Annotated in this window: 5 protein-coding genes and 3 pseudogenes; 2 read left to right on the top strand and 6 right to left on the bottom strand. The window is 74.0% G+C overall.

What is annotated here, in order from left to right; genetic code table 11:
• Positions 1–472: 472 nt before the first annotated feature.
• The 3 genes and pseudogenes from IPL61_23175 to IPL61_23165 form a co-directional block, all read right to left on the bottom strand.
• Positions 473–559: pseudogene (locus IPL61_23175) on the bottom strand (DUF779 domain-containing protein).
• A 50-nt stretch (positions 560–609) separates the two neighbouring features.
• A pseudogene (locus IPL61_23170) lies at positions 610–1,873 on the bottom strand (aldehyde dehydrogenase family protein).
• A 257-nt stretch (positions 1,874–2,130) separates the two neighbouring features.
• The gene (locus IPL61_23165; GenBank protein MBK9034126.1) at positions 2,131–2,658 is read right to left on the bottom strand and encodes a hypothetical protein; all 528 of its coding nucleotides are present in this window, start codon (positions 2,656–2,658) and stop codon (positions 2,131–2,133) included.
• A gap of 471 nt (positions 2,659–3,129) precedes the next feature.
• Here IPL61_23165 and IPL61_23160 point away from each other — a divergent pair, with 471 nt between their 5' ends.
• Positions 3,130–3,735 carry a sigma 54-interacting transcriptional regulator gene (locus IPL61_23160; protein MBK9034125.1) on the top strand — a complete coding sequence of 202 codons (606 nt, stop codon included), beginning with the start codon at positions 3,130–3,132 and terminating at the stop codon, positions 3,733–3,735.
• On the opposite strand, the gene IPL61_23155 is transcribed toward IPL61_23160, so the two are convergent.
• A complete protein-coding gene (locus IPL61_23155; protein MBK9034124.1) occupies positions 3,705–4,178 on the bottom strand; it encodes a hypothetical protein in 474 nt (157 codons plus the stop codon). The genes IPL61_23160 and IPL61_23155 overlap by 31 nt on opposite strands.
• A 10-nt stretch (positions 4,179–4,188) precedes the next feature.
• Here IPL61_23155 and IPL61_23150 point away from each other — a divergent pair, with 10 nt between their 5' ends.
• Positions 4,189–4,338 carry a hypothetical protein gene (locus IPL61_23150; GenBank protein ID MBK9034123.1) on the top strand — a complete coding sequence of 50 codons (150 nt, stop codon included), beginning with the start codon at positions 4,189–4,191 and terminating at the stop codon, positions 4,336–4,338.
• 81 nt (positions 4,339–4,419) lie between these two features.
• Here the strand turns inward: IPL61_23150 and IPL61_23145 are convergent, their stop codons facing one another.
• Complete coding sequence (locus tag IPL61_23145) at positions 4,420–4,665, bottom strand: hypothetical protein (protein ID MBK9034122.1); 246 nt, start codon at positions 4,663–4,665, stop codon at positions 4,420–4,422.
• A gap of 2 nt (positions 4,666–4,667) precedes the next feature.
• Positions 4,668–5,080: pseudogene (locus tag IPL61_23140) on the bottom strand (response regulator).
• Between the last annotated feature and the right edge of the window lie 209 nt (positions 5,081–5,289).

The following is a 5,289-nucleotide window of genomic DNA, read 5'->3' as shown; positions in this document are numbered from 1 at the left end:
CTCGGCGAGCTGATCAGGCGGTCGTCGCCGACCACCCGACCTGGACCACCACGGTCCATTGCAACGGCGACCTGTGCTCGGCGGCGTTCGAGAGTCGGGCGCCGCGCCGAACCTCGACCCGTGCGCCCGCGCCGGCCGCCACCGGCCTGACCGTCGCCTACCAGGTCGCCGCCGACGGCGGGGTGGCGGACGGCCTCGGTGCTGGTGGCGCTGACGCCGGCGCCGGTCGTCCCCTCCCCCCACCGCCGCGCCGGCGCCAAAGCGCCGGCGGGTGACGCAGACGTCCGACGCGGATCAGGAACCGCCGGCCCCCTAGGGCGCCTCGGGGGGGGGCCCCGGCCCCGCCCCGCGCCACCACGTCCCGGCAAGGGGGTCGGTGTGCTGCCATCGCTGTGCGTGGTCGCCGCCCGGCAGTAGCACGCGGCGCGCCGCCGCCCGGGGCCAGGAAGGGGGCGCGGGCGGCGGGGTGAAGCTCGCCGGCGAAGCACATCGGCGCCGAGCCGTCGCAGCACCCGCCCGACTGGTGGAACATGAGCGGGCCGTGCTGCGCGCCGAGCCGCGGCGATCCAGCGCCGCGGGCGCGCGGCCGGTGGAGCGGACCGGCTCATCTCAGAAGAAGCCCATCGGCTTCGGGTCGTAGCTGACCAGCAGGTTCTTGGTCTGCTGGTAGTGGTCGAGCATCATCTTGTGGTTCTCGCGGCCGATGCCGGACTGCTTGTAGCCGCCGAACGCCGCGTGCGCCGGGTAGAGGTGGTAGCAGTTGGTCCAGACGCGGCCGGCCTGGATGGCGCGGCCGGCGCGGTAGGCGGTGTTGCCGTCGCGGGTCCACACGCCGGCGCCGAGGCCGTAGAGCGTGTCGTTGGCGATCGCGAGCGCGTCGTCGAAGTCCTTGAACTTGGTCACCGACACCACCGGGCCGAAGATCTCCTCCTGGAAGATGCGCATCTTGTTGTGGCCCTCGAAGACCGTGGGCTGCACGTAGTAGCCGCCGGCGAGGTCGCCGCCCGGGCTCGCGCGCCCGCCGCCGCAGCCTTGGCGCCCTCCTGCTTGCCGATGTCGATGTACGAGAGGATCTTCTCCAGCTGATCGTGTGAGGCCTGCGCGCCGACGTCCATCACGTCGGCGAAGAAGATGTTGGGCGACTTGCCGCCGAGCTCCAGCGTCACCGGGATGAGGTTCTCGGACGCGTACTGCATGATGAGCCGGCCGGTGGTGGTCTCGCCGGTGAACGCGATCTTGGCGATGCGGCGATTCGACGCCAGGGGCTTGCCCGCCTCGACGCCGAAGCCGTTGACGATGTTGAGCACGCCGGGGGGCAGCAGGTCGCCGATGATCTCGGCCAGCACCATGATCGAGGCGGGCGTCTGCTCGGCGGGCTTGAGCACCACGCAGTTGCCGGCGGCGAGCGCGGGCGCGAGCTTCCACGCCGCCATCAGCAGCGGGAAGTTCCAGGGGATGATCTGGCCGACGACGCCGAGCGGCTCGTGGAAGTGGTAGGCGACGGTGTCGTCGTCGATCTGGGCGATCGAGCCCTCCTGGGCGCGGATGCAGCCGGCGAAGTAGCGGAAGTGGTCGATGGCCAGCGGGAGGTCGGCGGCCAGGGTCTCGCGGATCGGCTTGCCGTTGTCCCAGCTCTCGGCGTAGGCCAGGCGCTCGAGGTTCTGCTCGATGCGGTCGGCGATGCGGTTGAGGATCAGCGCGCGCTCCGCCGGCGAGGTGCGACCCCAGGCGGCCCGGGCGCCGTGGGCGGCGTCGAGCGCCTGCTCGATGTCCTCGGCGGTCGAGCGCGCGACCTCGCAGAACGGCTGGCCGGTGACCGGCGAGATGTTGTCGAAGTACTGGCCCTTGACGGGCGCACCCACTCGCCGCCGATGAAGTTGTCGTAGCGCGACTCGAATTTAGGCTTGGCGCCGGGCGGTGTTGGGGGGGGGCGTTTATCCCCCCTGGCGCCCCCCGGGCCCCCCCCCCGCCACGCGCCGCGCCCCCCGCGGCGCCCGGTGGGCCGCGCGGCCGCGGTCCCGGGAACCGCCCCCCCCCGAGACTCCCCCCCTGCCGCCCCCCCGCCCCGGGCGCGCCGGTGGGCGTGCTCCCGTCGGGGGCCGCCGCGCACGCCTCGCGTGACCGAGCGGCTCATCCTCGACGACGTGCCCGGCGACCGCGTGGGACGCCTTCCACGCCGGCCGGACCGGCCGCGCTCGCCCCCGAGCTGATCCGGTGCTGGTCGCGCCCGCCGCCCTGGGCGCACCGGCCGAGGGGCCGCGGCCGGAGAGCCTGCTGCGGGGATGACGCTGCGCGCCGCACGTCGGCCCCGTCGAGTTGTTGCGCGCGGTCGGCGACGCGGTCCTCGATCGCGCGACCGCGGCGGGCCGCGGATCGCGACTTCCCTGCTCCCTGGTCGCCGACGCCGACGGCGTGGTGGTGCAGACCAGCGGCGGCGGTCAGTTCGCGCCGGTCGCCGAGCGCCTGCTGCTGATCGAGGGCGCCTGCTGGAGCGAGGACGCCCGCGGCACCAACGCGATCGGGACCGCGGCGCTCGACAACCGACCGACCGAGGTCCACGGCCACGCCCACTTCGGCCGCCGCTATCGCGACCTGGTCTGCTACGCCGGCGCCGGTCCGCGGCGTCGACGGCCGGCCGATCGCGGTGCTCGACGCCACCTCGCGCCTCGATCGCGCCGATCCGCAGATCGGCCGGGTCGTCCTCGGCGCCGCCCGCGCGCTTCGAGGAGCTGGTCCGGCTCCACGCCTACGCCAGCGCCGGGAGCTCGGTCGCGCGGGTGCTCGGTCGCTCGCTCGATCGGATGCGCGAGCCGGCGCTGTTCATCGAGGCGCCGGGGGCGATCGCGCGGGCCAACGCCAGCGCCCGCGATGTGCGGCGCCGGGGTGGTCGGGCGACGTCTCGGACCGCGATCGGCCTCGACTGGGCGACGGTGGTGCGCGAGGCGCTGGCCGGCTCGGCGGGCGGACGCGCGATCGAGCTCGGCCGGGCAGGCGCGCGGCGGGCGTGGCGGCTGCGGGGCGACCCGATCGCCGCCCGGGCGGGGCGATCGTCGCGGTGCTGGCGGTGCTCGAGCCGGGCTGGGCGGTCGCGCGCCCAGGGCCGCCTGACCTGCCGCCAGCGGCGGCACGTTGTTCCTCGACGAGGTCGCCGAGATGTCGCCGGCGATGCAGGCCGCGCTGCTGCGGGTGGTCGAGACCAACACCTTCCGCCGGGTCGGCGACGTCGGCTCGAGCGGACCGACGTCCGGATCGTGTGCGCGACCTGCCGCGACCTGGCGGCGCTGGTCCGGACCGGCGGCTTCCGCCAGGACCTGTACTACCGGCTCAAGGGCGCGTCAGGTGCGCATCCCGCCGCTGCGCGAGCGCACCGACGTCTCGTCCTCGCCCGCCACCTGCTCGGCCGCGGCGCCGAGCTGTCGCCTCGGGCGTGCGACGCGGTCGCCGCGTACCCCTGGCCCGGCAACGTCCGCGAGCTCAAGTCGGTGCTTGCGGTCGCCGTCGTCGCCGCCGGCGGGCGCCGGCTGGATCGAGCCCTGCCACCTGCCGCCCGAGCTTGGCGCTGCCCAGCCCGACCGCGCCCGCCTCGCTCGGCGACGTCGAGCGCGACGCGCTGGTCGCGCGCTGGCCGTCGCCGGCGGCAACGTCAGCCTGGCGCGCGCACCCCTCGGGGTCGCCCGCAGCACCGTCCACCGGATGAAGCGCCGCTACGGCCTGGGCCAGCTGCGGGCACCCTGACCCGGTTCAGAACAGCTGGACCACGCCGGCCGGGCTGTCGTCGGCGTGGCCGCCGCCCTCCTCGACGTGGACCGGGGCGTGACGCCGGTGGCGTCGCCGTCGCGCAGCTCGACCTCGACGTCGTGCAGCCAGTTGTCGACGTGGAGGACGCGCTGGGCGGCGACGTCCTGGAACTGCAGGTGCGACAGGGCGGCGTGGGGCCGGCGATGACCCTGGCCAGGGTCGTCGCTGGCCGCGGCGGTGGCGGTGACGTCGCTGCGCATCGAGTCGACGTGGCGCTCGAGCTCCTTCATCTGATCGGTCGCGGCGCCGGCGAACTGCTCGGCCCGGGCCTTGAGATCGGCGGTCTGCTCGGCCATCACCGGCATCAGCTCGCCGAGCTCGCTGGCCAGCCGCTGGACCTGGACGTTGGCGACCGCGACCGCGTCGCTCAGCTTGGCCATCTCGTGGGCGATGACCGAGGAGGGCGCGGAAGCCCTCGCCGGCGCGGGCGGCCTCGATGCGGGCGTTGATCGCCAGCATCTTGGCGTGGCGGGCCAGGGTCGGATCTCCTCGGCCGCGGCCAGCGTGCTGGTAGCGCGGGCCGACGCCTTCTGGGTGTAGGCGTCGTGGGCGGCGATCCGCTCGCGCCCATGTCGCTGACGTGGTCGCGGACCAGCCGGACCTGGTCGGCGATCCGTCGGCTCAGCGGGTTGTCGTCGCTGGCCACCCGGCCGAGGCGTCGCGGAGCACCGCGATGTGCTTGCTGGCGCCCTCGACGATCTCGCCGAGGCTCTTGCCCGCGTCGATCACCTCGCCGCGGGTCAGGTCGTTGACCCACTGCAGGCGTTCGACGACCCGGCGGCGCAACGCCGCGATGGCGTTCGGCGCCCGGTCGTCGCGGTCGACCTGGTCGGCGACCGCGAGCGCGTTGCGGCGACGCCACCACATGGTCAGCGCACCAGCTTGGCGACAGCCGCGACCAGCTGATCGGCCTTGAACGGCTTGACGATCCAGCCCTTGACCCCGGCCTTCTTGGCCCGCTCGATCAGCGCCGGGTGACCCTCGGTGGTCAGCATCACGATCGGCACGCCGGTGTGCTTGCCCTCGCGCTTGATCGCCTCGAGCAACTCGAGCCCGTTCATGCGCGGCATGTTGACGTCGCAGATCACCATGCCGACCGAGGCGTCAAAGGCTTCTTGGTCCCCTCCGAGGCCGTCGCCAGCCTCCACGGTCTCGTAACCGGCCTGGCGCAGGGCGAGGTCACCTGCTGGCGAACGGTCGGGGAATCATCGACGACAGTACCTTCTTGGCCATCACGCTCCCTGACTGTAGTGATGGATCTCCGGCTGGTTCCCGGATTCATGAAGGGCCGGCCGGCGACGAACGACCGCGCGGGTCCGGGCTCGACGTTCGCGGCCGGTGGTCGAGTCACACACCCATGCCTGTCCGCCCCGCGCTGACGATCGCTCAGCGGCTCGTCGGTCTGATCGTCCTGCTGACCGTCCTCCTGGTCGGCGCGCTCGCCTTGGTACTTCACCTCGCGCCAACTCGACAGGCTGACCCGCGACCTCC

Source organism: Myxococcales bacterium (genome assembly GCA_016717005.1).
Lineage (GTDB): Bacteria > Myxococcota_A > Polyangia > Haliangiales > Haliangiaceae > UBA2376.
This window is presented reverse-complemented; position numbering and strand designations above follow the sequence as displayed.

Excerpts from the sequence above, each read along its gene's own strand:
- IPL61_23155 (MBK9034124.1), bottom strand. The coding sequence starts at position 4,178 with ATGGCCAAGCTGAGCGACGCGGTCGCGGTCGCCAACGTCCAGGTCCAG.
- IPL61_23150 (MBK9034123.1), top strand. The coding sequence starts at position 4,189 with ATGACCGAGGAGGGCGCGGAAGCCCTCGCCGGCGCGGGCGGCCTCGAT.
- IPL61_23145 (MBK9034122.1), bottom strand. The coding sequence starts at position 4,665 with ATGTGGTGGCGTCGCCGCAACGCGCTCGCGGTCGCCGACCAGGTCGAC.